27 protein-coding genes are annotated in these 25,743 nt (G+C 45.3%); 25 read left to right on the top strand and 2 right to left on the bottom strand.

All coding sequences use genetic code 11. The features are described from left to right. Positions 1 to 10: 10 nt before the first annotated feature. The 21 genes from C232_RS0112840 to def all read left to right on the top strand — a co-directional run bounded on the left by C232_RS0112840 (position 11) and on the right by def (position 21,170). A complete protein-coding gene (locus tag C232_RS0112840) occupies positions 11 to 247 on the top strand; it encodes a hypothetical protein (RefSeq protein WP_018664571.1) in 237 nt (78 codons plus the stop codon). 241 nt (positions 248 to 488) lie between these two features. Continuing rightward, entirely contained in the window at positions 489 to 689 is a 201-nt protein-coding gene (locus tag C232_RS0112835; protein WP_018664570.1) for a cold-shock protein, read from the top strand. Between the two features lie 201 nt (positions 690 to 890). Further along, positions 891 to 1,334, top strand: coding sequence for a hypothetical protein (locus tag C232_RS0112825; RefSeq protein ID WP_018664568.1), 444 nt, complete (start codon positions 891 to 893; stop codon positions 1,332 to 1,334). Between the two features lie 135 nt (positions 1,335 to 1,469). Then, entirely contained in the window at positions 1,470 to 1,931 is a 462-nt protein-coding gene (locus C232_RS0112820; RefSeq protein ID WP_018664567.1) for a hypothetical protein, read from the top strand. Positions 1,932 to 1,945: 14 nt separating this feature from the next. Next, on the top strand, positions 1,946 to 2,122 hold the full coding sequence (locus C232_RS19810) for a hypothetical protein (RefSeq protein ID WP_018664566.1): 177 nt from the start codon (positions 1,946 to 1,948) through the stop codon (positions 2,120 to 2,122). Further along, positions 2,110 to 2,262: a hypothetical protein gene (locus C232_RS19805; RefSeq protein WP_018664565.1), complete on the top strand. Its 153-nt coding sequence runs from the start codon at positions 2,110 to 2,112 to the stop codon at positions 2,260 to 2,262. The genes C232_RS19810 and C232_RS19805 overlap by 13 nt, the downstream gene beginning before the upstream one ends. A 168-nt stretch (positions 2,263 to 2,430) precedes the next feature. Further along, positions 2,431 to 3,471, top strand: a complete 1,041-nt coding sequence (argC, locus tag C232_RS0112810; protein ID WP_081622769.1) for an N-acetyl-gamma-glutamyl-phosphate reductase — start codon at positions 2,431 to 2,433, stop codon at positions 3,469 to 3,471. A gap of 51 nt (positions 3,472 to 3,522) precedes the next feature. Next, positions 3,523 to 4,764 carry a bifunctional glutamate N-acetyltransferase/amino-acid acetyltransferase ArgJ gene (argJ, locus tag C232_RS0112805; RefSeq protein WP_018664563.1) on the top strand — a complete coding sequence of 414 codons (1,242 nt, stop codon included), beginning with the start codon at positions 3,523 to 3,525 and terminating at the stop codon, positions 4,762 to 4,764. Between the two features lie 66 nt (positions 4,765 to 4,830). Then, the gene (gene argB / locus C232_RS0112800; protein ID WP_018664562.1) at positions 4,831 to 5,622 is read left to right on the top strand and encodes an acetylglutamate kinase; all 792 of its coding nucleotides are present in this window, start codon (positions 4,831 to 4,833) and stop codon (positions 5,620 to 5,622) included. Beyond that, complete coding sequence (locus C232_RS0112795; RefSeq protein WP_018664561.1) at positions 5,615 to 6,802, top strand: acetylornithine transaminase; 1,188 nt, start codon at positions 5,615 to 5,617, stop codon at positions 6,800 to 6,802. Before argB ends, C232_RS0112795 begins: the two co-directional genes overlap by 8 nt. Positions 6,803 to 6,853: 51 nt before the next feature. Beyond that, complete coding sequence (locus C232_RS0112790; RefSeq protein ID WP_018664560.1) at positions 6,854 to 7,933, top strand: carbamoyl phosphate synthase small subunit; 1,080 nt, start codon at positions 6,854 to 6,856, stop codon at positions 7,931 to 7,933. Next, entirely contained in the window at positions 7,920 to 11,126 is a 3,207-nt protein-coding gene (gene carB, locus C232_RS0112785; protein WP_018664559.1) for a carbamoyl-phosphate synthase (glutamine-hydrolyzing) large subunit, read from the top strand. Before C232_RS0112790 ends, carB begins: the two co-directional genes overlap by 14 nt. 15 nt (positions 11,127 to 11,141) lie before the next feature. Beyond that, positions 11,142 to 12,092: an ornithine carbamoyltransferase gene (gene argF / locus C232_RS0112780; RefSeq protein WP_018664558.1), complete on the top strand. Its 951-nt coding sequence runs from the start codon at positions 11,142 to 11,144 to the stop codon at positions 12,090 to 12,092. A gap of 76 nt (positions 12,093 to 12,168) precedes the next feature. Continuing rightward, positions 12,169 to 13,392, top strand: a complete 1,224-nt coding sequence (locus tag C232_RS0112775; RefSeq protein ID WP_018664557.1) for an argininosuccinate synthase — start codon at positions 12,169 to 12,171, stop codon at positions 13,390 to 13,392. An 85-nt stretch (positions 13,393 to 13,477) separates the two neighbouring features. Next, positions 13,478 to 14,863, top strand: a complete 1,386-nt coding sequence (gene argH / locus C232_RS0112770) for an argininosuccinate lyase (protein ID WP_018664556.1) — start codon at positions 13,478 to 13,480, stop codon at positions 14,861 to 14,863. 211 nt (positions 14,864 to 15,074) lie between these two features. Next, a complete protein-coding gene (locus C232_RS0112765) occupies positions 15,075 to 16,238 on the top strand; it encodes an LL-diaminopimelate aminotransferase (RefSeq protein WP_018664555.1) in 1,164 nt (387 codons plus the stop codon). Between the two features lie 259 nt (positions 16,239 to 16,497). Next, positions 16,498 to 16,725, top strand: a complete 228-nt coding sequence (locus C232_RS0112760; protein ID WP_018664554.1) for a FeoA family protein — start codon at positions 16,498 to 16,500, stop codon at positions 16,723 to 16,725. Beyond that, positions 16,725 to 18,719 (top strand): ferrous iron transport protein B, encoded by a 1,995-nt coding sequence (feoB, locus tag C232_RS0112755; protein WP_018664553.1) that lies wholly within the window; start codon positions 16,725 to 16,727, stop codon positions 18,717 to 18,719. The genes C232_RS0112760 and feoB overlap by 1 nt, the downstream gene beginning before the upstream one ends. A gap of 18 nt (positions 18,720 to 18,737) precedes the next feature. Further along, the gene (locus C232_RS18645) at positions 18,738 to 18,947 is read left to right on the top strand and encodes a FeoB-associated Cys-rich membrane protein (protein WP_018664552.1); all 210 of its coding nucleotides are present in this window, start codon (positions 18,738 to 18,740) and stop codon (positions 18,945 to 18,947) included. A 178-nt stretch (positions 18,948 to 19,125) separates the two neighbouring features. After that, positions 19,126 to 20,331 (top strand): MFS transporter, encoded by a 1,206-nt coding sequence (locus C232_RS0112745; RefSeq protein ID WP_018664551.1) that lies wholly within the window; start codon positions 19,126 to 19,128, stop codon positions 20,329 to 20,331. A 257-nt stretch (positions 20,332 to 20,588) separates the two neighbouring features. Continuing rightward, positions 20,589 to 21,170 (top strand): peptide deformylase, encoded by a 582-nt coding sequence (gene def / locus C232_RS0112735; RefSeq protein ID WP_018664549.1) that lies wholly within the window; start codon positions 20,589 to 20,591, stop codon positions 21,168 to 21,170. A gap of 82 nt (positions 21,171 to 21,252) precedes the next feature. On the opposite strand, the gene C232_RS0112730 is transcribed toward def, so the two are convergent. Next, positions 21,253 to 21,573 (bottom strand): MerR family transcriptional regulator, encoded by a 321-nt coding sequence (locus C232_RS0112730; RefSeq protein WP_018664548.1) that lies wholly within the window; start codon positions 21,571 to 21,573, stop codon positions 21,253 to 21,255. Positions 21,574 to 21,835: 262 nt separating this feature from the next. Here C232_RS0112730 and C232_RS19490 point away from each other — a divergent pair, with 262 nt between their 5' ends. The 3 genes from C232_RS19490 (at position 21,836) to rpiA (ending at position 23,767) form a co-directional block, all read left to right on the top strand. Beyond that, complete coding sequence (locus C232_RS19490) at positions 21,836 to 22,006, top strand: Fur-regulated basic protein FbpA (protein ID WP_018664547.1); 171 nt, start codon at positions 21,836 to 21,838, stop codon at positions 22,004 to 22,006. Between the two features lie 398 nt (positions 22,007 to 22,404). Beyond that, entirely contained in the window at positions 22,405 to 23,031 is a 627-nt protein-coding gene (locus C232_RS0112720) for a C39 family peptidase (protein ID WP_235801542.1), read from the top strand. Between the two features lie 58 nt (positions 23,032 to 23,089). Further along, complete coding sequence (gene rpiA / locus C232_RS0112715; protein WP_018664545.1) at positions 23,090 to 23,767, top strand: ribose-5-phosphate isomerase RpiA; 678 nt, start codon at positions 23,090 to 23,092, stop codon at positions 23,765 to 23,767. A gap of 36 nt (positions 23,768 to 23,803) precedes the next feature. Here the strand turns inward: rpiA and C232_RS0112710 are convergent, their stop codons facing one another. Next, positions 23,804 to 24,067, bottom strand: coding sequence for a hypothetical protein (locus C232_RS0112710; protein ID WP_018664544.1), 264 nt, complete (start codon positions 24,065 to 24,067; stop codon positions 23,804 to 23,806). A gap of 164 nt (positions 24,068 to 24,231) precedes the next feature. Between C232_RS0112710 and C232_RS0112705 the strand changes: the two genes are divergently transcribed. Continuing rightward, the gene (locus C232_RS0112705) at positions 24,232 to 25,419 is read left to right on the top strand and encodes a DHH family phosphoesterase (RefSeq protein WP_018664543.1); all 1,188 of its coding nucleotides are present in this window, start codon (positions 24,232 to 24,234) and stop codon (positions 25,417 to 25,419) included. Positions 25,420 to 25,743 lie beyond the last annotated feature (324 nt).

Raw genomic sequence — 25,743 nt, 5'->3', positions numbered from 1 at the left:
AGTGAATACGTTGGCAGATTCAAGACAAATGTACGGCGGCGGCTATCCGGGCGGTTATAAGCCATATAGCGGCGGATACCATCATCATCACCACCATTCCGGCTATCCGTACGGCCACCATTACGGATACCACCATCATCATCATGGGCATCAGCATTATTATCCGCAACATCCATACCACCACGGCCATTACGGTCAGTATGGCGGACACGGAATGTATCCGGGGTACGGATACCGGGAGGAATAAGACAAAGAGGGTGCCTTGATAACAGGCATCCTTTACTGTTTCATTGACAAAGCTTTGTACATAAAATCCCGAAAAATAATTTTGAAAACGGTTTGACTACGGAAACGAAATCTGCTATTATATAGGTGAATTATTTTTGTTCGGTATGGTAAGGAAGGATAAAGTTTTAGAACTGACCGCCTGAAATCACTTGAGCAAGGATAAACAATTTTTTGTGTGAACACATTAGGAGGCATTTTTAATGGAACAAGGCAAAGTAAAATGGTTTAACTCGGAAAAAGGTTATGGATTTATCGAACGTGAAGGCGGCAGTGACGTGTTCGTCCACTTCTCAGCGATTCAAGGCGAAGGTTTTAAAACTTTAGAAGAAGGCCAATCCGTATCTTTTGATATTGAAGAAGGCGCACGCGGCCCGCAAGCTGCAAACGTAGAAAAACTGTAAGGATTAAAACAGGCCCACGGCGGCCTGTTTTTTTTTGCGCTGTAATGGCTGTCTGTTCCCGGAAAAAATAGCAGGGGGGCGTTTGCCTTTACCAGCGATTTTAAATGTGAAGGAAACAGGACATTTTTTCAGCATATCTTATATGGTTTACACATATCGTTTAAAATTAGAAACAGTTGATATAAAAGGGGAAATGAGATTTTGAAAATCGATCAAATGGCAGAGAAGCTGCTGCTCCAGGCAGGCTGTACATCGGAAGTCAAAATAGAAAAGAGATTTCCTAACCGGCGCCTGGTTGGCGGAAAATTTATTCTGCATTCGAACGCGATCGTCCTTTATGAAGAAACGATAGAAGAACAATGCCGCCTTTTGTTTGGAGACACCAGCTATCTGGGGCCTTACATGATGATTGTGCTGGCCCATGAAATCGGCCATGCGATGGATCGTGATTTGCAGGCCTTGTCAGCAGCACTGGAACAGCAGGAGGATGAAGAATATCGGCGCGAAATTTCGTTAAAAATTGAAGAAAATGCCTGGAATTTTTCAAAAATGCTGATTCCTTACGAGTACCAGGGTTTATTTGAAAAAATAAAACGTGAATCGCTCGCTTCCTACCAGAGACAAACGGCATTGGCAGCCAATTAATGGTAAATTTGCACTCCTTCTCACTCTTTTTTAATGTGATCAGGCAGGTATGTGTTTGTGAGCCAGGTTTGATCACCATTGATAAAGGAAATAGTAACAGAAAGTCATTTACATACAAAAGGGAGTGCAAGATTGATGCAGGATCTGAGTATAAAAGCAAGCGACAACTATTTTGAAAAACACACCTCAAAGGTAGATATTCACGTTTTTGACCGGGAAGGAGTAAGACCGTTTGAAAACTTTCCATTCTCAACGCGAAAAGTATATGAGTTTGCAGACTATACGATGCGCACGCCGCTTGAGAAAACCGAGGCATTTTATGAACTCCTGAAAATTCCTTATGAAGCAGAAATTTGGATTTTGCCGACTACTGAGCAATCATCTAAATATATGGCTGAAATTCAGGAACCAAAGGCGGCTGCGTTGTTCTCGTTCCTTTCGAAAGTGAAAAATACGATACAACGGGACCGGACATTTATTGTTTGTGATAAAAGCAAGGCTGATTTCATTATGAAAGAGATGGGAAGCTTGGGGTTTTCTCTGACAGAAATGGATGAACAAGAGTTGAAAAATCTGGCCGTTTCATTCGGCTCTTAAAAGAAGGGTTGAAAATGGAGTTGCTTGGCATTTACGAGACGGTTTATGATGCGAAAAAAGCAGTTCAGCAGCAATGCGGTGTCTCCGGCGGCATTGCTGTAATTACAAGCAACCCGGATGACATTGAGGAAATCAGCCGTTATGCCGGATACCGTATCAACAAACAGAGATTCATCTATTGGATGAATTAAAAGCACTCGTCAGCAGAAAAACAGCACCCGAAAAATTGCTGGAAGAAGTACTTGAACTGGGTGTCCCCAAGGAAATCGCAACACGGTATGTGGGAGCAGCAGCCAATGGAAAAATTGTTGTCCTTAAAAACCGGAAATAAGCGCTACTTTACGGCGGGCATGCCATGATCACCAGGCTGGCCCGCCTTAGTTATCACAATTGATATTAGAAAAAATAAAAAAATAGCTTGTTTTTTTATTTTTTTGTATTGTATATTCATACAATATGAATTATAATAATTCACATACATAAGAACAAGGAGATGAACGTGTTGAAAATTGGGATTGTCGGGGCGAATGGATACAGTGGTGCAGAGCTGATCAGGCTGCTGGTCCGGCATCCCCATGCCGAGATTGAAATGCTGGTTTCGCACCGGACTAAGGGGACGATGCTGGCGGAACATTATCCGCATTTTCAGCATATTATTGAAGCCGAATTGAAAGAAATGAATCCGGAAGAGATCGCCGGGTGCGTCGATTTGCTGTTTTTTGCAACACCATCCGGGGTCTCAAAAGATGTCCTCCCGGGGTTTTTGGAAAAAGGACTGAAATGCATTGACTTGTCCGGGGATTTTCGATTGAACAGTCCGGATGCGTACAGGCAATGGTACCGGTTGGATCCCGCTGCACAACTCTATCTTGACCAGGCAGTATACGGATTGCCTGAGTTTTATGCAGAAAAGATACGGCATGCCCGCTTCATTGCAAATCCCGGCTGCTTCCCGACGGCAACATTACTTGGAATTTTGCCTGCTCTGCAAGGCGGCTTTGCAGATCCTTCCTATTTAATTGTGGACGGAAAAACAGGTGTTTCCGGCGCGGGAAGAAAGGCATCTGCCGCAAATTTATTCACTGAGGTTAATGATAATGTGCATGCTTACAAGATAGGCAGCCATCAGCATATTCCGGAAATGGAACGTTTTATCAAAGAACTTGGCGGATATGAAGTAAACATTGCGTTTACCGCCCATCTGGTGCCGATGACAAGAGGCATTTTGTCCACGATCTATGCGCCCTTAGCAAAAAAAGTCACAACGGAGGATGTCCGCCAATACTATATGAAAGTGTATAAAGACCATGAATTTGTAAGAATCAGGCCGGACGGCGAATTTCCGTCCACAAAAGAGGTATATGGTTCAAATTACTGTGACATCGGCATTCATGTTGACCAAAGGACGCAGCAGTTAACCATCATATCAGCCATTGATAATCTTGTAAAAGGAGCGAGCGGGCAGGCAGTCCAAAATATGAATCTGATGTTCGGCCTGAATGAAAATGAAGGGTTAGAGGCCATTCCGGTATATCCATAAAATCCCGGATCATGAATAACGATACCCAATTAAACGTAATGGAGGATGGCAATGAATCAGGTACATGAGAAGGCAACCACTGAAATATATAATAAGACAGACGGAAATATTATGAGCCCTGCAGGTTTTTACGCAGGCGGGCTGCATTGCGGCATCAAAAAGAAACGCCCGGATCTTGCCTGGCTTTATTCGGAGGTGCCGGCAAAAGCGGCGGGTATTTATACGACCAACCAATTCCAGGCGGCGCCGATCCGGGTTACGAAAGAAAGTTTGGAGGCGGGCCATCAACTTCAGGGGCTGATTGTAAACTCCGGAAATGCAAACTCATTTACGGGCGAACAGGGCCTGCACCATGCGTATTTAATGCGGGAATGGTTTGCCAGCCATCTCGGTGTCGAAAAATCGCTTATTGGCGTTAGTTCGACCGGGGTGATCGGGGAACTGTTGCCGATTGAAAAAATAGAAGCCGGCATATCCAATATTGTGCCCGGCAAAAATCAGGCAGACTTCCGTGTATTTGAAAAAGCGATTTTAACAACGGATACTTTTGCAAAACGGGCCTGCGCAACTGTGGAAATTGACGGGAAGACCGTCACCATTGCCGGCGCAGCAAAAGGTTCCGGAATGATCCATCCGAATATGGCAACGATGCTTGCATTTGTAACGACAGATGCGGAAATGGAAGCACAAACACTGCAGTTGGCATTAAAACAGGCAGCAGATGAAACGTTCAATATGATCACGGTGGACGGGGATACAAGCACAAACGATATGGTTGTAGCGATGGCCAATGGGATGGCTGGAAATCATCCGCTTTCCGTTGCACATCCGGATTGGAACCGTTTTTACCAGGCATTTGCCTATATATGTGAAACGCTCGCAAAACAAATTGCAAGGGACGGGGAAGGCGCGACGAAACTGGTGGAAGCGAAAGTCACAGGAGCCCGGACGAATGAAGAAGCCGGAATAGTGAGTAAAACCATCATTGGTTCGAATCTTGTAAAGACAGCAATTTTTGGTGCAGATGCCAACTGGGGGCGAATCATCAATGCGATCGGTTACAGTGGGGTGAAAGTGGAACCGCAAAAATTAACGATTAAACTCGGCGATATTACCGTTGTAGAAAACGGCATGCCTTGCTTCTATTCGGAGGAAGAAGCCCATGCATATCTGGCCGGCCGCGATGAAATTCAGATTTTAGTAGACTTGCAGGATGGCGCTGGCGAGAAAGCCGCGTGGGGATGCGATTTGACCTATGATTATGTCAAAATCAATGCATCTTACAGAACCTGAGTTTTTTATTTAGCCTGGTATGAATAATTATGCATATTAATCATTAATTATAAGGGGTTGGCGATTTTGTCCTACGTCGTGATTAAATGCGGGGGAAGCATTTTAAACCACTTACCGGAAGATTTTTTTAAGAATATTGCTAAACTGAAAAAAAACCATCACTTAAATCCAATCGTTGTGCATGGAGGCGGGCCGGCAATCTCTGCATTTCTCGACAAAATGCAAATTGAAACACGGTTTGTCAACGGGCTCAGGGTTACAACAGAACCGGTGCTGAATGTTGTGGAAATGGTATTATCCGGTTCGATCAATAAATGGATTACAAGAAAGCTATCTTCTGCCGGCGCAAAAGCGATTGGTATCAGCGGGACAGACGGGAGCCTGTTAACTGCAAAACAAATGGAACAGCATCGTCCCCTTGGCTATGTCGGGGAAGTTGAATCGGTCAATCAGGCAGTACTTACGGATTTAGTAGACCGGCATTTTATTCCGGTGATTTCCCCCCTCGCTCTAAACAAGGACGGCCAGCGCCTCAATGTGAATGCTGATCTTGCCGCAGCGGCGATTGCCAAAAAAATGGATGCTGCTTTATGGATGGTCACCAATGTGCCGGGTGTCATGCAGAAAGGAAAAGTGCTGCCAAATCTGACGGCCGCTGAGGTACAGGCGTTAACACAGGAAAAAGTAATAACCGGCGGCATGATCCCAAAGGTGCAGGCTGCATGTGATTGTGTAGCATCCGGGGCGAAAGAAGTGGTCATTGTAAACGGGATGGACGGAAACAGCCTGCTGCAGCTTGCTGGCGGCGAAGCAACAGGGACAAAATTTACGGGAAACGGGGTTTTGATGAATGGATAAGCAAACAGCCATAAAAGAAAAATTTGCATTGATGCATACTTACAGCCGTGCGCCGCTGAAGCTGGTAAAAGGAAAGGGCTGCTATGTGTGGGACCAAAACGGCAAAAAATATTTGGATTTTACAGCAGGGATTGCTGTTTGTAATCTGGGCCATGTCCCGGATAAGGTGAAAGCGAAAATCAGCGCACAGCTTGACCAAATCTGGCATTCTTCTAATTTATTTGAAATTGAGGCGCAGGAATTGCTCGCAGCTAAGCTTACGGAAATGAGCGCCTTTGACGCGGCGTTTTTCTGCAACAGCGGGGCAGAAGCCAATGAAGCGGCAATCAAACTGGCACGGCTGTATGCCCATCATCAAACAAATACAGAACAATATGAAATCGTGACATTCCAGCACGGTTTCCACGGGCGCACGCTTGGAACATTGTCTGCGACTGCACAAGAAAAAATCCAAAAAGGGTTTGATCCGCTGCTTCCGGGGTTTACCTATTTGCCTTATAACGATATTCCCGCTCTATCCGAACTCGAAAAAATCAAACCGATTGCCGTTATGCTGGAACTGGTTCAGGGCGAAGGCGGCGTAATTCCGGCAGACAAAGAATGGATAAAAGCGCTCGCTGCCATCTGCAAAAAGAACGGTATCCTGATGATCGTGGATGAAGTGCAGACGGGCATGGGCAGAACAGGCACCCTTTTTGCGTATGAGCAATATGAGTTTCAACCGGACATCATCACGCTTGCGAAAGGGCTGGGATCAGGTTTTCCGATCGGGGCGATGCTGGCAAAAGAAAACGTTGCCCAATACTTCGGGCCGGGTACCCACGGCAGTACATTCGGTGGAAACCCGCTCGCCACAACGGCAGGGCTTTCCACATTGGAAACCTTTAGCGAAGAGCAGATCATCGCAAATGTTCAGAAACAGAGCGAATACCTATGGACCCGGCTGAACGGACTAAAAGAAAAATACCCTTGCATAAAAGCGATTCGCGGCAAAGGACTGATGATCGGTATCGTGCTGGATACGGAAGCCGCACAAGTGATACAGGCTGCACAGCAGGAAAGTTTGCTGATTTTATCAGCAGGCCCGCAAGTTGTCCGGCTGCTGCCGCCATTAACGGTGGGAAAAGAAGAAATCGGAGAATTTGTGATGAAGTTGGATCATGTGTTTGCCAAACTTTAATGGCCGCAAAAGCGATATTCGAACGAAATGCTGACAGGGGAGGACAAAGACGTGGCAAGTGGTTATCTTATTCTCGAAACGGAAGAAATTTTTGAAGGAACTTTATTGGGGAGCCATTTGGAAACAACAGGAGAGGTTGTTTTCAATACAGGCATGACCGGTTATCAGGAAATGATGACAGATCCGTCGTATGCCGGCCAGATTTTGGTGTTTTGCTATCCGTTGATCGGCAATTATGGTGTGAACGGGGATGACCATGAAAGCATCCGGCTTTCGGCACGAGGGATTGTGACGGGAGAAATTTGCCCCGAACCGAGTTTTTATAAAGCAGAGGCAACGGCACTCCAATTTTTGGAAAAATCGGGGGTACCTTGTTTAACAGGCGTTGATACGCGCGCATTGGTAAAAACCATCCGCAAGCGCGGCACCGTGAATGGCATCATTACGGCAGATGCACACGCCAGCGTACCAAAAAAAGAAGAAGAGGAGTTTTTAATAGCCAAAGTGTCAACCGATCAGCCGCTGACCTACGGGGACGGGCCGCTGCATATTGTGCTGATGGATTTTGGCTATAAAAAATCGATTTTAAACTACTTGCTGCAACAGCATTGCAAAGTAACCGTTGTTCCTTTCGATTTCACAGCCAAGCAAATGAAAATGTTCAATCCGGACGGCGTCGTTTTTTCAAACGGGCCCGGTGATCCTGCGAAACTTTTGGAGTGGCTGCCTGAGATCAAAAAAATCAGCATGGCTTATCCAGTGCTTGGCATTTGTCTGGGGCACCAGCTGCTGGCGCTGGCATACGGCGCAAAAACAAAAAAACTTCCGTTCGGGCACAGAGGCGGCAATCACCCCGTTAAAGATCTGCGGAACGGAAAAGTATTGATCACCGCACAAAACCATGGCTATGTGGTGGATGAAGCATCATTGGAACAGTCTGAAATGAACATGATATTCCGGAATGTCAATGACGGCACCGTTGAAGGCTGCGTCCATCCGAATTTGCCAATCGCAACTGTCCAGTTCCACCCGGAAGCACATCCGGGCCCGCAGGATAGCGAATATATTTTCAAACAATTTTTGCAAAAAGTACAACAAAGAGCGGGAGTTATGTCATATGCCATTCAATAATCATATCAAAAAAGTGTTGGTCATCGGCTCCGGTCCGATTGTCATCGGGCAGGCAGCTGAATTTGATTATGCCGGCACACAAAGCTGCCTGGCATTGAAAGAAGAAGGAATAGAAGTTGTTCTCGTAAACAGCAATCCGGCGACAATCATGACTGATGAAGAAATGGCCGACAGCATCTATTTCGATCCGCTGACGGTGGATTCAATTGAAGAAATTATTAAAAAAGAACAGCCGGATGGAATTATCGGTACATTGGGCGGCCAGACCGGGCTCAATTTGACGGTGCAATTAGACGAGGCTGGCATTCTTGAAAAATATGGCGTAGAACTGCTTGGCACGCCGGTAGAATCCATCCAAAAAGGTGAAGACCGCGAGAAATTCCGCCAGCTGATGCTGGATATCCATGAACCGATCCCACAGTCAAAAGTCATCGAAAGCATGGAAGAAGGTTTTGCGTTCGCGCGCGAAATCGGCTATCCCGTTATTATTCGCCCGGCTTATACGCTTGGCGGTTCAGGGGGCGGTTTTGCTGCCAATGACGAAGAGTTGCAGGCTGTTTTGCAAAGAGGGCTCGAGTTAAGCCCGATCCATCAGGTCCTGCTTGAAAAGAGCATTAAAGGCTGGAAAGAGATCGAGTATGAAGTCGTCCGCGATGACAATGATACATGCATTATTGTCTGTAATATGGAAAATATTGATCCGGTCGGCGTTCATACCGGCGATTCAATCGTTGTCGCCCCGTCGCAAACTTTATCGGATGTGCAGTATCAAATGCTCCGGAATGCCTCATTGAAAGTCATCCGCGCGCTTGGCGTCATCGGCGGCTGCAATATCCAGTTTGCGCTTGATCCCCATTCGGACCATTACAACATTATAGAAGTCAATCCGCGTGTCAGCCGTTCCTCCGCGCTCGCATCAAAAGCGACCGGTTATCCGATCGCCCGCATTGCTACAAAATGCGCGATCGGCTACCATTTGGATGAAATTTTGAATCCTGTCACTGGTAATACATTTGCTTCATTTGAACCGGCGCTCGATTATGTAGTCGTTAAAATTCCGCGTTTTCCGTTTGACAAGTTTACGGAGGCGGATAAAACCCTCGGCACGCAAATGAAAGCAACGGGGGAAGCCATGGCGATCGACCGTACGTTTGAAGGGGCGCTCAATAAAGGGATCCGTTCTTTGGAAATGGGGCTTAACGGATTAAGCCATCCGGCGTTTGCAGAAAAAGGGCTGGATGAGCTGGCGCCGTTTTTAACAGAAACCACCGATTTGCGGCTGTTCGCGGTTGCAGAAGCGATGCGCAAAGGAATGGAAGTTTCCGAAATTCAAAATAAAACGGAAATTGACCGCTGGTTTTTGGAAAAAATCAAGAAAATCGTCAGCCATGAAGAAGCGTTAAAGGCTTATCAGATCGAGTCCGTTCCCAAACATCTCCTTGCCGCTGCAAAGAAACTGAATATCAGTGATGAACGGCTTGCCGACCTGTTTGGCTGCACGGAAAAACTGGTCCGCGATAAGCGCCGGGAATTCGGGCTGAAACCGGTCTATAAATTGGTCGATACATGTGCGGCCGAGTTTGAAGCTGTCACACCGTATTATTATTCAACCTGGGGCGGCAGCGATGAGGTCGGGGTATCGAACCGTAAAAAAGCGCTGATTATTGGTTCGGGGCCGATCCGGATCGGCCAGGGAATTGAGTTTGACTACTGCTCCGTACATGCTGTCATGGCCTTGAAAAAAATGGGCTATGAAACGATTGTCGTTAACAACAATCCGGAAACAGTCAGCACCGATTTTTCAATGGCCGACAAATTATATTTCGAACCACTGCGCCCTGAGGATTTGCTGCATATTATTGAAAAAGAGCAAGTTGCAGGTGTCTTTACGCAGTTTGGCGGGCAAACAGCGATCAATGTCGCTGCAAGTTTGGAAGCAGAAGGCATCCCGCTATTGGGAACGAGTGTCAAAGCGATCGACAGGCTTGAAGACCGCAGCATGTTTTACGGATTGCTCGAAGAACTTGGCATTCCACATATTAAAGGCCATGTTGCCGGCAGCCTGGAAGAATTAAAGATGGCAGCCGAATCCCTGCAGTTCCCGGTCTTGGTGCGCCCGTCCTATGTCATCGGCGGCCAGTCGATGTTCATTTTCCACCAGCAAAGCGAGCTGGATGCCTACGCAGAATCGATCAAATATGCGAGCGAAAAAAGCTGGCCGCTGATCATTGACCAGTATGTGCCCGGGCGCGAGTGCGAGCTGGACTGCATTACAGATGGAAAGAAAGTTCTGGTTCCCGGCATTTTCGAACATATTGAAAAAGCGGGCGTCCATTCAGGTGACAGCATTGCTGTATTTCCGCCGCAACAGTTGTCAGCTGCAGAAAAGGCTGTGCTCATAAAGTACGCTGAGAAGATCTGTATTGAGGGGCATATCGTTGGGATTGCAAATATCCAGTTTGTTATCCATGAAGGTACAATTTATGTATTGGAAGTGAATCCGCGCGCCTCACGTACAGTGCCGATATTAAGCAAAGTCACAGGCATTCCGATGGTCGATTTGGCGGTTGGGGTACAGACCGGAAAAACGCTCGGATATGCAGGTCTTGCCGAAGAGCCGGAATGCATTGCCGTAAAAGCGCCTGTTTTTTCTTACACAAAACTAAAAGACGTCGATCCGGTGCTCGGTCCGGAAATGAAGTCAACAGGTGAAGTGCTCGGTATTGCCCGCGATTTCGGGGAAGCCCTGCAAAAAACGCTCGTATCCGTCCATTATCCATTATTGGAAGGAACGACTGAGGAAAGGATCATTTTCTGCTCGGTTACAGACCGCGAAAAAGAAGCGGTGCTGCCGGTTTTAAAAACCCTGTCCGCCCGCGGTTATCAATTGGCCGCAACCGGGAAAACAGCAGACTTTCTTAAAGAAAACCATCTGCAAGCAGAAAAAATAAAAAAAGAAAAAGCGGCGGCATTTTTTGAAAACCGCATAGTTACCGCTGCCGTGATCATTCCGACCAAGGGAAGGGACCTTGAAACAGCGGGAAGCACGCTCCGTGAAACCGCCATGCGTTTTCATATTCCGTTGTTTACCTGCCTTGATACACTGGAAGCAGTCGTCCAATGTCCGCTCCAAAACCAACCGCAAGTTTCCGCATTAAATGATTTTAAACGCCTGACAGCAAAAGTGCAGTAGGAAAGGAAGAGAAAAATGGCAGCAATCACCAAAACGAAAAAGAAAGATTTCCTGACAATCGGAGAATGGGACACTGAAGATATCGATGAATTATTGCAGGAAGCAGCGGCATTGAAAAAAGCCCAAAAACAAGGAGAGCCAACACCCTATTTAAGCGGTAAAATCCTCGGAATGATATTTGAAAAATCTTCGACGCGCACGCGGGTCTCATTTGAAGCCGGTATGCTGCAGCTCGGCGGCCATGCCTTGTTTTTAAGTTCAAGAGACATCCAGCTCGGCCGTGGCGAAACGATCCAGGATACGGCCAAAGTTTTATCGCGGTATGTGGATGCCCTGATGATCCGCACGTTTGCCCATGAAACAGTGGAAGAATTTGCAAAATATGCGGATGTGCCGGTAATCAACGGTTTAACCGATCTCCACCATCCAACGCAGGTGCTGGCTGATCTGCTCACCATTTATGAACATAAACACAAATTAAAAGGACTGAAGGTCTGCTATTTGGGAGACGGCCATAACAATATGTGCCACTCCCTATTAGAAGGCGCAGTTAAAATGGGCATGGATATTTCGGTGGCATCTCCAAAAGGGTATCTTCCGAATCCGCAAATCCTGGGCGCAGCGAAAAACGAAGCCGCAAAAAAAGGCGTCAAAGTGGAAGTCGGGGAAAGCCCGGAAGCAATGATCCAAAACGCTGATATTGTCATTACGGACGTATGGGCGAGCATGGGGCAGGAAGAGGAAGCAAAGCAGCGCTTGCAGGTTTTTCAAAACTATCAAGTAAATGAATCATTATGCAAACACGCAAAAGCTGATTTTCTTTTTCTGCACTGCCTGCCTGCACACCGCGGCGAAGAAGTCACGGCGGGCATTATTGACGGTCCGCATTCAGCTGTGTTTGACGAAGCAGAAAACCGGCTGCATGCCCATAAAGCAATTTTAAAAAAACTACTGGAAAAATGTTAAAGGGTCGTTTATAATGAATGTATAAAAATTCGAGTGAGATATTATTTATACACTAAGAGGCAGGGAGAGAACACACATGGCAAAAGAGAAAATTGTTTTAGCCTATTCAGGCGGTTTGGATACATCGGTATCCGTTAAATGGATTCAGGAAAAATACGGCTATGATGTCATTGCTTTAGGAATAGATGTCGGGGAAGGCAAGGATTTAAATGCGATCCGCCAAAAAGCTTTAAATGTCGGTGCAATTAAAGCAATAATGGTTGACGGCAAAGACATGCTGGCGAAAGATTATATTTTGCCGGCTTTAAAAGCCAATGCACTGTATGAAGGGAAATACCCGCTGTCTTCAGCTATCAGCCGCCCGCTGATTTCCAAGCTGCTTGTGGATGTGGCGGAACAGGAAGGCGCGGTCGCTGTAGCACACGGCTGCACAGGAAAAGGGAATGACCAGGTCCGTTTTGAAGTGTCCGTTCAGGCTCTGAATCCAAGCCTGAAAGTGGTGGCGCCGGTTCGTGAGTGGGGGATGACGCGCGATGAGGAAATTGCTTACGCGGAGAAAAATAATATACCGATTCCAATCGATTTAGATAATCCTTTCTCTATTGATGCCAATATCTGGGGAAGAGCATGTGAGGCAGGCGTACTGGAAAACCCGTGGAACGAAGCACCGGAAGCGGCCTTTGACTGGACGGCGCCGGTTGAAATGACGCCGGATGAACCGGAATATATCGAAATTTCGTTTGAAAAAGGTGTCCCGGTAGCGCTGAACGGTCAGCCAATGGGACTGGTGAATATGATTGAAACGCTGAATCTGACTGCCGGCAAGCACGGAATCGGCAGAATCGACCATATCGAAAACCGCCTCGTTGGCATCAAATCCCGTGAAGTGTATGAAAACCCGGCTGCCCTCGTCCTGATTCAAGCACATAAAGAACTGGAATTTTTGACATTGCCGCGTGAAGTCACACAATTTAAAACAACGGTCGAACAGCAGCTGACAAAAATCATCTATGAAGGCCTCTGGTATTCACCACTAAAAGCGGCACTTGACGCATTTGTGGAAGAGACACAAAAGACGGTTACAGGCACGGTCCGCATCAAACTGTTTAAAGGCAATCATGTTGTTGTCGCCCGCAAATCGCCGTTCAGCCTGTATAACGAGGAACTGGCCACCTACTTAAAGGGCGATTCTTTTGACCATAATGCAGCAGTCGGCTTTATCAAACTTTGGGGGCTTCCGACAAAAGTTTACGCGGAAATCCAGGTAAATGAAAAAAATGAAAAAGTGTTAAACCAATAAAAGCGGAAAAAGGCTGCGGCTAAGTCAACACAGCCTTGCCGTATTTCTGTACCAACTATATCTACACCTGCAGGAGGAAACAGAAGTGTCAAAGTTATGGGGCGGACGGTTTACGAAAGAAACCAACAAATTGGTAGAAGAATATACAGCATCGATTCAGTTTGACCAAAAACTGGCGTTTGAAGATATTGAAGGCAGTCTCGCACATGTGCAAATGCTCGGCGAATGCGGAATATTGCCGGCGGAAGATGTTAAATTGATTCAAACAGGGTTGCATAAAATCGCTGACAGGATCCGCAGCGGAGAAGTACAATTCTCAATTGAAAACGAAGATATTCATATGAACATTGAGAAAATGCTGATTGACGAAATCGGACCGGCCGGCGGCAAACTGCATACCGGTCGGAGCCGTAATGACCAGGTTGCAACGGATATGCATCTGTATGTCCGGAAAAAAACAAAGGACATGATTGCAAACATTACAGGTGTGCAGGAATCCCTTATTCACCAGGCCAAGGCCAATATGGAAACCTATATGCCCGGCTATACCCATTTGCAGCGGGCCCAGCCAATTTTATTTGCCCATCATCTGCTTGCCTATTTTTGGATGCTGGAGCGTGATAAAGAAAGATTCTCCGATAGTTTAAAACGGACGGACTGGCTGCCGCTTGGGGCCGGGGCGCTTGCCGGCACGACATTTCCGATCAACCGCGAGCGCACATGTGAACTGCTTGGATTTGGCAAGATCTATCCGAACAGCCTGGATGCCGTCAGCGACCGCGACTTTGTTCTTGAGTTTTTGGCGGATGCTTCGATTTTAATGGCCCATATCTCGAGACTGTCTGAAGAAATGGTGTTATGGTCAAGCCAGGAATTCCAGTTTATCGAACTGGATGACTCATTTTGTACAGGATCAAGCATCATGCCGCAAAAGAAAAATCCGGATGTGCCGGAGCTTTTGCGCGGAAAAACGGGAAGGGTATTCGGGCATCTCATCGGGCTGCTAACCGTAATAAAGGGTTTACCGCTCGCCTATAACAAGGATATGCAGGAAGACAAAGAAGGCATTTTCGATACGGTCGAAACGCTTGAAGGCGCATTGCAGCTATTAGCGCCGATGATTCAAACGATGAAAGTCAAAAAAGAGAATATGTTTAAAACCGTATCCAACGACTATTCAAACGCCACAGACATAGCCGATTATTTGGTCAGAAAAGGACTGCCGTTCCGTGATGCCCATGCGGTTATCGGGCAAATTGTATTATACGGTATCCAGCACCGGAAATATTTGCTGGATTTGTCTATGGAGGAATACCATCGTTTCAGCCCGCTCTTTGATAAAGATATCTATAAAGTGCTGGAACCGAAACAGGTTGTCGAAGCGAGAAATTCTGCGGGCGGTACGGGCCATGAACAAGTTGCCCTGCAGCTGGAAATGGCGGAAGCTGTCCTCAAAAAAATGCATGCTTGATCAGATTTATAAACCCGGATTAAATGAGACCTATTGATGGATTCAATAGGTTTTTCATATGGACAAAATATGAACAAAAGTGGCGGATTTCACATCGTTATGCTGGAAAGTTTGGTATAATAGAAAAATCAAAAGCATCATGGATAGGTGTGATCTGCAACTCCTGTTGATACAAATGAATCTGATTGAAAATAGCTGGGAGGAAACAGTTTTGGTTGACATTGCAAGGCGCATGAATCAGCTGCCGACATTAATTTTTAATGAGTTGATTGAGTATAAGAAGAAAAAAATAAGTGAAGGATCGGAAATGATTGATTTAAGCATTGGGAGTCCGGACCAGCCGCCGCCTTCTTTTGTAGTAAATGAATTAATCCGGAACGCGGAAGACCCGGAACAATACGGGTATACCATCTCCGGTATTGATGCTTTTCATCAGGCAGCTGCCGCCTACTACAAGCGCTTCGGGGTGCAGCTTGATCCAAAAACGGAAATTGTTCAATTAATGGGCTCACAGGATGGCATTGTCCATTTGCCGCTTGTCTTTTGTAACCCCGGAGATATCGTTTTGGTTCCGGATCCCGGTTATACGGCATATGAATCCGGATTAAATCTGGCAGAAGCACAAGCCTATCCAATGCCGCTTTTGGCAGAAAACGGCTTTTTGCCTGATTTATCGAACATTCCTGAGGACATTGCCCGCAAAGCTAAAATGATGATCCTGAATTTTCCAGGCAATCCGATTCCGAAGCTTGCCACGAAAGCATTCTTTGAGGAAGTAGTTGCGTTTGCCAAAAAGTACGGCGTTGTGGTAGCTCACGACTTTGCCTACTGTGAATTGGTTTTTGATAATAATAAACCGGTCAGTTTCCTGTCTGTCGAGGGAGCAAAAGATATAGGTGTCGAATTTAATTCTTTATCAAAAAGCTTTAATATGGCGGGAACGCGTGTTGGTTTCCTGTCTGGTAATGGTGATGTGATCCGGCTTTTTTCCCAGCTTAAATCGCATATGGATTACGGGATTTTTGAACCGATCCAAAGAGCCGCTGCCCTTGCCTTAACGGATGGAGAGGCGTTTGCCCGTTCAAATGCAGCGTTGTATGAAGCAAGAAGGGATACCTTTATTTCCGGTATGTCCCGGATTGGGTGGAATATCCAGCCGCCAGATGCGACGATGTTTTTATGGGCGAAAATTCCAAAGGGAAAAACTTCTTTAGGTTTTACATATGAATTAATGGATCGCGCTGGTGTTGTCGTCACGCCCGGCAACGCATTTGGCGGGCATGGCGAGGGATATGTAAGGATTGCCCTGGTGCAAAATGAAGATACGCTGAAAAAAGCGATTCAAAAAATTGATCAAAGCGGCGTGCTGAAGTAATAATGAGCGAATCTCCAACCCGGGGGTTCGCTTTTTTTAAAATGCTGTTTTGTGATCTAATAGGTGGGATGTTTCATTTGTCAATGAAATTTTTGTGAAAAAAATCACAAAATAATGTAAAAGTTTTCATGTGAGGCAAATCCAGTATAGACGTTTCTTTTTAAATACGTTATGATAAATATACATTAATGATAATCATTATCATTGCATTGAATGGATAAACAAGTTCACTCTTTGTTTGGCGAGGGAGGAACAGTTGATGATCTTAACAGAACTCAAGCCGGGTCATAAAGGCATTATTACAGATTTATCGAGTGTTGATCAAATGATTCAAAGGCGCCTTCTTGATTTAGGTGTATTAGAAGGCCGTGAAGTTTGCTATAAATGTGCACTGCCATTTGGCGGGCCGTGCATGCTTGAAGTTTGCGGGCAATGTATTGGGATCCGCAAAAAAGAAGCCATGAGAATACAAGTGGAGTGTTCATAATGGAAGTCGCATTGTTCGGTAATCCGAATACCGGAAAAACATCACTTTTTAATGAATTGACAGGTTCCTATGAATATGTCGGAAACTGGACGGGGGTCACTGTTGAAAAAAAGGTTGGGCATTTAAAAGAAAACCTGGGCATGATTATTGATCTACCAGGAATCTATGCTTTGAACCCGCTGTCCAAGGATGAGGCGGTTGCCTCTGCATTTCTGATCGATGAAGCTTTTACTTCTATATTGAATATAGTCGATGCTTCACAGCTTTCAAGAAACCTTCATCTTTCCATTCAATTACTGGAGTATGGGAAGCCGGTGTTAATCGGACTGAATATGGTTGATGTTGCAAAAGCGCGCGGCATGTCTGTAAATGAACAGGTGATTGCGGAAAAATTGGGGATCCCGGTTGTACCGATAATTGCAAGGACGGGAAAGGGCTGCCATACCATCTCGCAACAGATGAAAGCAGAAGCCTCTGCACCCCTTTTTCGGATTGACTATGGTGAAGTCATCGAACATGCAGCCGCCCGGATCGTGGAAAAACTTCCGGATATCCGATCACTGAATAAACGGTGGCTTGCACTCCAGTTCCTTGAAGGAAACGATGTGATCCGTTCTATTCCCGAACTGAATGAAGTGAGGCCGGAATTGCTGGCCATCTGCAGTGGGGTCGAACGTATTTTGCAGGTGGATAATCCGCATCATTCCATTAAACAGGAAATGTTTAAAATCAGGCAGCAGTTTATTGATGGAGTCATTGCTGATGCGGTTTTGCAGACTGCTAAAAACCGCAAAACGTTTACGGAAACATTGGATGCCATTGTCACCAATAAGTTTCTTGGCATCCCGGTGTTTATCGGCATGATGTATGTAGTGTTTTGTATTACTTTTAACTGGGTTGGCACCCCTTTATCTGATACACTCGACCGGTTTTTCTCCGGGCCGCTGACCGTTTGGATTAATGCAGGTCTTGAAAAAGCCGGCGCAACGCCGTTTATCAAAGATATTGTGTTAAATGGAATTGTTGCAGGTGTCGGCGGAGTGCTCGTTTTTGTACCGCAAATCTTTGTATTGTTCTTTTTTATTTCACTGATTGAAGATTCGGGGTATATGGCGAGAGTAGCCATGGTGATGGATCGTGTCATGGAAGTAGTCGGATTAAACGGTAAAGCGTTTATTCCGCTGATTATCGGTTTCGGCTGCAATGTTCCGGGCGTCATGGCTGCCAGAACCATTGAACAGCCGAAAGAAAGGTTGTTAACCACCATTCTTACGCCATTAATGTCCTGCTCGGCCAGGCTTTCCGTATACAGCTTGTTTGTGTCGGCATTCTTTCAAAAAAACCAGGCGCTTATCGTCCTGTCCCTTTATTTGCTTGGGATTGTGATTGCGCTCGTGCTTGCAAAAGTTTTTTCCGCTGTTTTAAAAACGGAGGGGTCGGTATTTGTCATTGAATTGCCGCCGTACCGTGTGCCGAATGCCCGGAGCCTATTGCGAAGCACATGGGATAAAGGGAAAGGCTTTGTCCGGAAAGCGGGTACACTGATATTCGGGGGCACGGTGTTTATTTGGCTGATTTCCTATACCGGGCCGGATGGATTTAATGTATCTGTGGACCAAAGCTTTATGGCGCTGATTTGCAGTAAGATTGCTCCTGTTCTGGCACCGCTTGGATTTGGAACCTGGCAGGCGGCTGCGGCACTTCTCACGGGATTTTTAGCAAAAGAAGTGGTCGTATCCACTATGAATGTGCTGTATTTTGTTCCGGATGGCGCATCGCTTGCAAGCACCATCGCACATGCGTTTACCCCATTATCTGCGTACAGTTTTATGGTTTTTATCCTTTTGTATATCCCGTGTTTATCAACGGTAGCCATCATCCGGAAAGAAAGCGGCTCTAAAAAAGTAACGGCTTTTGCGGTTATTTATGCGCTTGTCATAGCCTATGTGTTATCTTTTACCATTTATCAGCTGGGACGGTTGCTTGGATTTTAAAAAGAAGGAGATGTGGGCATGTTTTTCAGTATCATACTCGGAATTGGAATATTTGCATATGCAGCGTTTACGCTTACAAGAGCGATCAAAAAAAGCAGGGAAGGGCAGTGCGCCTCCTGTGCTTTGAAAAAAAACTGCGCCAGGGCAAACTGCTGTTACACGCCGGAAGACGCCGCCACGCATCCGGATCGTACAGCACAGCTTGTAAAAAAAGAAAAAATTTCTTAAAAACAATAGAAAAAGCTTATTCCGTTCCGAATAGGCTTTTTTGAATTTTTACAGGCTTTGCTAAAGCCCGGAAGGCCGTTATTTTTTATGCAAATATTTCGTATTGCGAATGACTATCATGTAAAATAAAAAAGTAATTTCTTTTTCTCAAATAAAAAATCACCCTGGGGGGAATATGATGAAAGAAACGGGGGCTTTTGGCCAAGCAAATCGGCATGCGGGCGGCAAAGAAAAAATTTGGACCCGCGATTTTGTTTTAATCTGCTTGGCAAATTTTTTTGTTTTTCTCGGCTTTCAAATGACATTGCCAACCATTCCGCTTTTCGTCGAACATCTTGGCGGCAGTGACCAGCTGATCGGTTTTGTTGTCGGAATCTTTACATTTTCAGCTTTGCTGTTGAGGCCGTTTGCCGGTCACAGCCTGGAGACAAAGGGAAGAAAGTTTGTTTATCTTTTTGGGCTGGCCATTTTTGTCCTTTCCATAGGCTCGTACGCGTTCGCGACCGGAATTCTGTTTCTGTTTTTGATGCGCATCGTTCAAGGCATCGGATGGGGCTATTCCACAACAGCATCCGGTACCATTGCGACAGACTTCATACCGCAGCACAGAAGAGGGGAAGGAATGGGCTATTTTGGCTTATCCGGCAACCTTGCATTGGCGTTCGGGCCGTCTCTGGGGCTTTCTCTTTCCAGCCTTCTTCCGTTCAGGGAGCTGTTTTTGATCTGTTCCGCACTCGGGCTGGCTGCATTTGTACTGGCCCAAAAAATCCGCTATCAAAAAGTGGAGACAGCGCCAGAAGCAAATGAAACGGCGAAAATGGATTTTTATGAAAAAACGGCGCTTCAACCGGCGCTGCTGTTATTTTTTATCTCCGTCACATTCGGCGGCATTGCAACATTTTTGCCGTTATATACTGCCCAGAAACATATCGCCGGAATACAGTGGTACTTTTTCATTTATGCGCTTGCTCTCATGCTGACAAGGACTTTTGCCGGCAGGCTGTATGACAAATACGGGCATCAGGCTGTTTTTATTCCCGCCGCTGTTTTCATTATAGCGGCCATGCTGCTATTATCATGGCTGCCCAATACAATGGCCTTGTTTGCCGCAGCTTTTTTATACGGCTTTGGATTCGGATCTGTACAGCCCGCATTGCAGGCATGGGCGATTGATAAAGCGCCGCGGAACCGTAAAGGGATGGCCAATGCCACTTTCTTCTCATTTTTTGATTTGGGCATTGGGCTGGGTGCAATGGTTTTTGGCCAGATTGGGCATCTGTTTGGCTATTCCGCGATTTATACGACTGCTGCCGGTTCGGTTGCCATTTCCGTTCTTTTGTACCTGGTCATCCTGTCAAAGGATAAAGCCGGGAATACCGCGTAAATCCGCATCTGAACCTGGCATTCCGTTTGTAAACATGAAAGCAGCCTGTCAGGAAAACAGACGTCTCTTTAGATTTATTTGCGGCATTATGATAAGATAAAAAATGAAGCCAAATTTCCCGTTATTGTGTTTGAATACGGGAGAAACAGCATTCATTCTGTTTGCCGGTTCCGGCTTTAAACCGGCAGGACAGCTTGACGGCTGGAATATGAAAAGGAATGAAATATAGAATAGAAGGAAAGTTGAGTGTCTTTCTTATGAGCAAATTTAATGAAAATTATATGATTACGATGGATGATATTGTGCGTGAAGGGAATCCAATTCTCAGAAGGGCTGTTGATGACGTGCCTATGCCGCCGCAGGAAGAGGATAAGGCGGAGCTGCGCTGCATGCTGCAATTTTTAAAAAACAGCCAGAATCCGGAAACCGCAAATCAGTTTCATTTGCGTGCGGGTGTTGGTTTATCAGCCAACCAAATCGGCTTGAATAAGCGCATGTTTGCGGTCTACATAGCCGATGAGAATGGGGAATTGGAATACGCATTGTTTAACCCGAAAATCATCAGCCATTCAGTTTCCATGATTTATCTTCCTCAGGGGGAAGGCTGCCTTTCCGTGGATCGCAAAGTTGAAGGTTTTGTCCCCCGCCAGGAAAGGATCAAGGTTAGAGCATATGACATGGATGGAAATGAAGTCCTGCTTAAATTGAAAGGATTTCCGGCAATCGTATTCCAACATGAGATCGATCATTTGAACGGCATTATGTTCTATGACCATATAAATAAAGAGAATCCGTTTAAACTGCCCGCAAATGCAGATATCAAAAGTTTATATGAGTAATGGAATCATACAAAGTGATCATCATCCGAGTATCACTTTGTATGAATTTTTTTGGCATAAACATGATTTTTTCCAGCTTATGCTAATCTCTCTGGTGGAAATAGGCGTTTAACTGGCCGCGAATGACTTTCTCGCGCATAGACTTCTCATTGTATCTCTTTTCTTTATTGTATTCTTTGCGGATTTCAGACGTTTGGATGCCTTCTTCACGCTTATTGGCAATATCCATCAGGCGTTCGACATCGGAAAAAGAATATTTTCGGATTCCTCTGTTCGACCGTTCCGGAAAAATCAATTTCCTTTCTTCGTAATAGCGGATCCTTCTTTCACTTAATCCTGTCAATTCGCAAACTGTTCCGATTGATATCACTTTTTTCTCCAGATAGGATTCATTTGATGCCACCGTGTACCCTCCCTTTGTAAGGTGTTTTTATTAATATACAACAAAATCTTAAATAGGTACATAATTATGTAAGGTTTTCTTACAATGAAATCGGATACTTACTTTTCCAGGGAAGATTTTCTCACGCGTTTCGATCGAAAAAAATTCCTTTGCCGGATACTTGCATGCAGAACGAATATTTCCTGACGCCAGGTTTAAAATAATAGGGAAAGGGTAAATGCGTAAAGAGTTTTTGGAAAGGGCTTACAGGAGGTTGTTATACATGGAATCTTATTTATATACAGCAAAAGAAGAAAGAAAAAATTATTATATTGAAAAACTTTTAGAGGAAGGGATCTACAAAATTGCCGAGCGCCAGTTATATGAATTGCCGCTTGGTGATTTAAAAAGGATTTACCACCGCTCCATCTCAGAAAAAATGGGTTTCCGCTAAAATAGAAATTCCGTTTTTACTCTGAAGGTTATCTATTTCAGTCTTTTTTCCCCAACCAACTAATCTTCCTGCTTATTAAGGGTTTAAACCTTTTTTAAAATTTATTCTCGTGTAGAAGTTGAGTTATGAATCATTTATTAATATAATGATTGAAGAGAACATCTATATTTTTGGAGATGCAGGAACTTATTCCCATTGGTACCGGGTTCAATATTCCGTATGGCTGCAGATTTAAGATGCAGCCTAAAAACCCGCCTGTGACAAGGTATCCTGTATATATTGGGCGGTGCAGGGCTCTTCACTGTTCTTCTGGCCGTTCTACAGAAAAAAGCCGGAAATGGGGTGACAGGCGGTTGAAACAACTTTCACGCCTAATCGCGGCGGCATTGATTTTAATCATTTTATTGTTGGCTATAAATTTTTATGAGGTGCACTCAGATCTTCCGGAGAAAAAACTGCTGGATGTTCCACTCGTTAATCAAATGGACGAACCACGGCTTTATAATGGCTGTGAAATCACAAGTCTCGCGATGTTGCTGCAGGATAATGGCTATCGGGTGACAAAAAATGAGCTGGCTGGTCAAGTGAAAAGAGTTCCGCTGCTCTATGAAAACGGCCAGCATGGAAATCCGAATGAAGGGTTTGTCGGGGATATGGAGAACGGTCCGGGATTAGGCGTGTACCACAAGCCGGTATATCAGCTGGCCAAAAAGTATGCAGGCAGTAAAGTAAAGGATTTAACAAACCAATCGTTTTCGGAAGTCATTCGAAATATTGCAGAGGGCCATCCTGTCTGGGTGATCGTCAATACCCGCTTCCGGCCAATTTCCAACTTTCAAAAATGGGACACGCCTCAGGGAGAAATCAAAATTACATACAGCGAACATAGCGTTGTTGTAACCGGATATGATACAAACCATATTTTTGTGAACGATCCATATGGTACAAAGAATAAGCAGCTTGACCGCGAGAAATTTATAAAGGCCTGGGAACAAATGGGCAGTCAGGCGATTGTAATCCAGTGACGATTTGAAATATGAAAAAAATGGTCTGTAACACGGCCATGGCAGGCAGGTGGAAAAAATGAACGGGAAAAAACTGGCTGGTGAAAAAGCAGCGGACTTTGTCGAGGATGGAATGACAGTCGGCCTTGGCACCGGTTCAACCGTTTATTTCACAATTAAGAAAATCGGCGAACGTATTCAAAACGGTCTGTGCATTACAGGGATTCCGACTTCTGAAGCTACAAAAGAGCTGGCAGCGGCATGCCATATCCCGATGGTTGCGTTGAATGATGCAGACCATATTGATTTGACGATTGACGGCGCGGATGAAATTGATCCGGGTTTAAACGGAATAAAAGGCGGCGGGGGTGCGCTGCTGTTTGAAAAACTGGTGGCAAAAGCATCGGGGCGAAATATCTGGGTTGCTGATGAAAGCAAACTGGTGAAAAAACTCGGGGCTTTTCCGCTGCCGGTGGAAGTGATTCCTTTTGGGTATAAGATGGTTATGAAAGAACTGGAAAGAAAAGGCCTTCAATCAACTCTGCGCTTGAAAGACGGGCGGCCATATGAAACAGACAGCAAGCATTATATTCTCGATATCAAAGCAGGAAATGCCGGCGACATTCAGGCACTCGGCGCTTGGCTGGACAGCATCAGCGGAATTGTCGAGCACGGGCTGTTCCTTGGAATTGCCGACATGGCTGTAATCGGGCATGAACAACATGTCAGCATCTTAAAAAAAGAGCCGCTGTGTTAAGCCAAAAAAGGAGATGGAGTACCCATCTCCTTTTAGCTAACTTTGCACAGATGCTGTACTTCCGGATTGGGAAGACTGCGGCACTTGCATTCCTGTACCCTTCAGCACCGGTTTCATCATTCCTTGAATCGGCTTTACCGCCATTTGCTTGACTGCCTGGCCCGTTATCGCGCTTCCCATTGATTGCATCATTTGTTTTATCCGCCTGTTTCTTACTGCGCGGGAAATTCCATAGATGGCCATCCCGGTTGCGCCAACGGCAACCAGTGAAGAAATCATTCCATTTTTTTGACGGTTCATGCGTCTGCCCCCTCAATTGAAATGAATTGCAGAATGTGAAACAATATTATTATGAATCATTCCGCCGCAGGTCATGCTGGAAGTTTATCCTTCAGGCGGGAAAACAAGCTATATTGAATAAAATGCAGGCAGAATGGTTAATCCTATGTTCGGAGGAAAAATACATGTATCGATTGTTAACGCATAATGATTTAGACGGATTGGGCTGCGGCATCTTAGCGCGGCTGGCTTTTGGCAGGGACATTGAAATCCAGTACAATTCTGTTGGAGGTTTTAATCCGCAGGTGGAACACTTTTTAAAAAAAGAAGATAAAGAAGAGGTATTATGGATGACAGACCTGTCTGTCAATGTACAAAATGAAAAAAAGATTGAAGAATATGTAAAAAAAGGCGGCAAGGTGAAACTGTTTGACCATCATAAAAGCGCATTGCATTTAAACCAATATTCCTGGGCTTCTGTTCAAGTGGAAGAAGATGGCGGTCACCTGGCATGCGCTACCTCGTTATTTTATCAATACCTCACTGAAACAGGCCGGATAAAACCGAACCGCGCGCTGGACCAATTTGTGGAACTGGTCAGACAGATGGATACATGGGAATGGGAAAAGAACCAAAATCTGGCGGCAAAAAAATTGAACGATCTTTTTTATCTGTATCCAATCGATGAATTTGAGGAGATCCTCTTACATAAACTGAGTGGCAGCGACGAATTCCAATTTGATGAATTGGAAGAAAAGATCTTAAATATTGAAGGAAAAAAGGTATCGAGATATATTAACGGAAAAAAACGGGAAGTTTATCAGGCTGTTATTGACGGGTATTATGCCGGTGTTGTGCATGCCGAATCAAACCATTCTGAACTGGGGAATGAGCTGGCGAAAGAATATCCCCATTTGGATTATATCGCCATTCTGATGGTAGGGAAAAAACGGATCAGTTTCAGAACGATTCATGATCATATCGATGTATCTGAAATTGCCGGAAAATACGATGGCGGCGGCCATCAAAAAGCATCAGGCTGTATAATGACAGCCGATGCGTTTAAACACTATGTAGAAGAAACCTTCAAGTCCGAACCGTTAAGACGCGATTTTGCCCACAACCGTGCCAATTTGAAAGGACAGGCATCAGGCTGCTTATACCAAAACCGCAGCGGCGATACGATTTTTATCCATAAGGGCGATCCGAAAGGCTGGATAATCGAATCAACAGGCTTAAAACAATCCCCTGTCTTCTCCACCTTTGAAGAAGCAGAAAGTTTCGTAAAGCGCCAGTTTCAAGCCTGGCTTGTCCAAGATGAACTGTACCTTAACTATTTAGAGAAGACCAATCGGCAAAATAAACAGTCCTGATGTGAATCGCGATATCCAACCGGCAGTCCGGAAATGCTCATCCATGATGGGCATTTTTTTGGTGCGCCGCGCATGACGATTCGCTAGGCGGCGAAAGTCCGCTATGGGGGTAGATAGCGACCAACCATTAGCCAAGAGCAAGGGTGTCCATTGTGAAGTGGAATCTGAAGGAAGCTGGAGGCAAAATTCTGACCCGAGGAACACGAATACCATCAGGCGTACTCTTACAGGGTAAGACTGCCAAACAAGTCAAAGCCCAAAAGCTATCCGGATGTGGAGGCGTAAATGGTACGGGTGCATGGAATGAAAGGGAATCGTCTTACC

The sequence above is a fragment of the Heyndrickxia acidiproducens DSM 23148 genome (assembly GCF_000374345.1).
Classification (GTDB): Bacteria; Bacillota; Bacilli; order Bacillales; family Bacillaceae_C; genus Weizmannia; species Weizmannia acidiproducens.
Note: the sequence above shows the minus strand (reverse complement) of the source record. Positions and strands in the feature narration are given on the sequence as shown.